Origin of the sequence: Mycobacterium sp., assembly GCF_049281135.1 — a bacterium.
Classification (GTDB): Bacteria; Actinomycetota; Actinomycetes; order Mycobacteriales; family Mycobacteriaceae; genus Mycobacterium.
This window is the reverse complement of sequence record NZ_JBAPRN010000437.1, coordinates 1-3,099: the sequence shown is the minus strand read 5'-3', so window position 1 is coordinate 3,099 and position 3,099 is coordinate 1. Positions and strand designations below refer to the sequence as shown.

General features: G+C 65.7%; 3 protein-coding genes. 2 read left to right on the top strand and 1 reads right to left on the bottom strand.

Features of this window, described 5'->3' with window-relative positions:
- Positions 1-83: 83 nt before the first annotated feature.
- Positions 84-1,922 (bottom strand): fatty acid--CoA ligase FadD11, encoded by a 1,839-nt coding sequence (fadD11, locus tag WAN02_RS17855; RefSeq protein WP_422265581.1) that lies wholly within the window; start codon positions 1,920-1,922, stop codon positions 84-86.
- 34 nt (positions 1,923-1,956) lie between these two features.
- On the opposite strand from fadD11, the gene WAN02_RS17850 reads away from it, so the two are divergent.
- Both WAN02_RS17850 and WAN02_RS17845 read left to right on the top strand, forming a co-directional pair.
- The gene (locus tag WAN02_RS17850) at positions 1,957-2,778 is read left to right on the top strand and encodes a class I SAM-dependent methyltransferase (protein ID WP_422265580.1); all 822 of its coding nucleotides are present in this window, start codon (positions 1,957-1,959) and stop codon (positions 2,776-2,778) included.
- A gap of 19 nt (positions 2,779-2,797) precedes the next feature.
- A partial coding sequence (locus WAN02_RS17845) for an amidohydrolase family protein (protein WP_422265579.1) occupies positions 2,798-3,099 on the top strand: 302 nt, incomplete at its 3' end.

Genomic DNA, 3,099 nt, shown 5'->3' with positions numbered 1-3,099 from the left:
CTCCACGACACCGACGACGCGCCGCGGCGCGGATTGGTGACAGCGCTACGCGACCACCGGAAGCTGGCGTCGACCCGGGCGCGCTACGCGGGCTGAGCTGTCGACGAGCGTCCGGGCTCGTGGATGTCCGGGCCTGGTTCGCTGGCGTACAACTCCTCGATCTCCGCGGCGTACTTGACCGCGATCGGCCGGCGTTTGAGCTTCATCGTCAGAGTGATCTCGTCGCCGCCCGGCTCCCACAGGTGGGGCAGCACGCGGAAACGTTTGATCTGCTCGACACGAGACAATTTGGCGTTGCCCGCGGCCACCCCTGCCGAAATCCTTGCGAGCATCTCCGGGTGGGACGCCAGCGCCGCCGGCGAGGCGTCGGCCAGTCCGAGATCGGCCGCATAGGGGCCGACCGAATCGGCGTCGAATACCAGCAACGCGGTGTTGTACGGGCGGCCGTCGCCGATTGTCAGCATTGCGCCCACCATCGGACAGGCGGCCAGCACCGTGGTCTCGATGTTGGCCGGCGACATGTTCTTTCCGGCCGCGTTGATGATCAGCTCCTTCTTCCGGTCGACGATCCGCAGATAGCCGTCGGCGTCGACGTCAAGGATGTCGCCGGTGTGCAGCCAGCCGTCGGGATCGATCGCCTCGGCTGTCTTCGCCGGTTCGCCGCGGTAGCCCTTCATCACCAGCGGTCCACGCACCAGATACTCGCCGTCCTCGGCGATCTTGCCCTCCAGCCCGGGCAGCAGCTTGCCCACGCTACCCAGTAGGGCGTCGCGTGGATGACTCACGCTGGCAACACAACTCAACTCGGACATGCCCCACACCTCGGCGATCGGGATGCCGATTCCGGCGAAGAAGGCCAGCGTCTCGTTGGGGATCGGGGCAGCACCCGACACCGCCCACCGCAGCTGGTCCAGTCCCAGCTTGACGCGCAGCTGAGACAACACCAGTTCATCGGCTTGGGCCCATTCCGCGGCGACGTCGTCCGGAAGATCCTGGCCGGCGACCATTGCCGCGGCACGTTTTGCGGCGACCGACATCGCCCATTGCAGAGCCTGCCGCTTCGCCTCGTCCTGCTCTTGCGTGACCGTGAATTCGATTGCCGCTTTCAGCTTTTCCCAGACCCGAGGTACAGCGCCCCAGATGGTCGGGCGCGCGTCGGTCAACCCCGCCGCGATCGCGCGAGCATCGGAGATCACCGTGATCTGCGCCCCGAACACCTCTTGGTTGTACAGCGCCATCGTCCGGTCAGCGATGTGCGCTGTCGGCAAAAATGAGGTGGTCCGATCGCCGAACTCGACGCCAAGAACGGCTTCGAGGGCCTGGGCCTCGAAGAGCAGGTGGGCGTGGGTCATCTCCACCCCTTTGGGATTCCCCGTCGTCCCGGAGGTGTAGATGAGGGTCACCACGTCGTCGGGCCGAACGGCCCGCCAGGTCGACTCGAAATCGAAATCTTCCTTCCCGGCGGCGTAAAGATCATCCAGCGACAGCGTGCCCGCCGGGGAACCGTCGATGCAGATGATGTGGTCCAGCTTCGCGCCGCTGGCCCGGATCCGATCGACGTATTGCTCCTCGCAGATCACCACTTTGGTGCCGGCGTTGTCGAAGACATAGGTGAGTTGTTCGGCCGGCAGCGTGTTGTACACCGAGAACGAGGTGGCGCCGAGGTGCTGCGCCCCCACTTCCAGCGGGTAGAACTCGACGCGGTTGGCCATCATCAGCGAAACCGTGTCACCGTGGCGGATGCCGAGGCCGGCCAAGCCGGCCGCGACCCGGCGCACGTCGGCCACGTACTGCCGCCAGGTCATTGTCTGCTTGTCGCCAGGGGTGCGAAGCGCGACGGCGTCCGGGTCGATCACCGCGTTGCGCTGGAATGCCGCACATAGCGTGCCCGGCTGGTCGGAGGCGGTTTTTGAATCGTTCACGCAGCCGAGGCTAGTCCTGCGCTACGTTGCGCATATGGGAATTGCGATCACCGACTTGACACCCATCGAGGTGACCGCGTTTGTCACCCAGTACGCCCGCGCGCTCGACAGCCGTTGGCCCAGGCCGATACTCGGTGACACGTTGGCCGATGAGATCGTCGCCAACATCGACTTCGACTTCGACGGTTTGGGTGTGCCGGCGAGCGCGGTGCGCCAGACCGCGTTGCGGGCCAAGATGCTCGACGACCGGGTACGCGATTTCGTCGCCGAGCACCCAGACGCCGTCGTGGTCGACCTCGGCGCGGGTCTGGGCACCGCCATGCAGCGCGTCGCGCCGCCGGCCACGGTCGACTGGTACAACGTCGATCTGCCGAACGTCATCGCATTGCGCGATGAGTTGGTGCCGGGCGACGACCGCGCCCATTCGGTGGCGGCATCACTGGCCGACAACGGTTGGACCGATCGGGTTCCGCCCGACCGGCCCACCATGCTGGTCGCCGACGGCCTACTGGCGTTCTTACCGGAATCGGTGATCGTGAACCTGTTCCACCACATTCCCGAGTACTTCCGGTCCGGCGAGCTGGCGATGAACGACTATGGGCACGTCGGCCGGCTCAACATCGCCGCTATGAAGATCGTCTTCAGCGCCGTCGGAACCCAGTGGGCCTACCAAGGTTTCAGCGATGCACATGTCCCGGAGAGCTGGAGCCCACGTCTGCGACTGGTCGAAGAGACCAGCCTGTCGCATGCGCCGGAGGTCGATCTCTATCCGCCTGCGGCCCGAGTCGCGACCCGATTGATGGGCATGACCAAATCCGGCGCCCGCACGGCGCGCATCCTGCGCTATCGCTTCTGAACTTCGAAAGGTGACGACGATGCCGGCGACACTGATCACGGGCGCCACTGTGTGGGACGGGATTTCGGCGCAGCCCGCGCCACACCAGGTGCTGGTCGTCGACGGCCGCATCCAGCGCGTTGCCGACGCGATCGAGGCTCCACCGGATACCCGGGTGGTGGACCTCCCCGGGCACACGTTGACGCCGGGCTTCATCGACTGCCACACCCATGTGACGCTGGCACCTCCGGTGGGGTTGCTGATGGCCCTCGACTCGAGCATCGCGAAAACGTTGAAGTCCTTGCCGGTGCTGCGCGCGCTGCTGATGAACGGATTTACCAC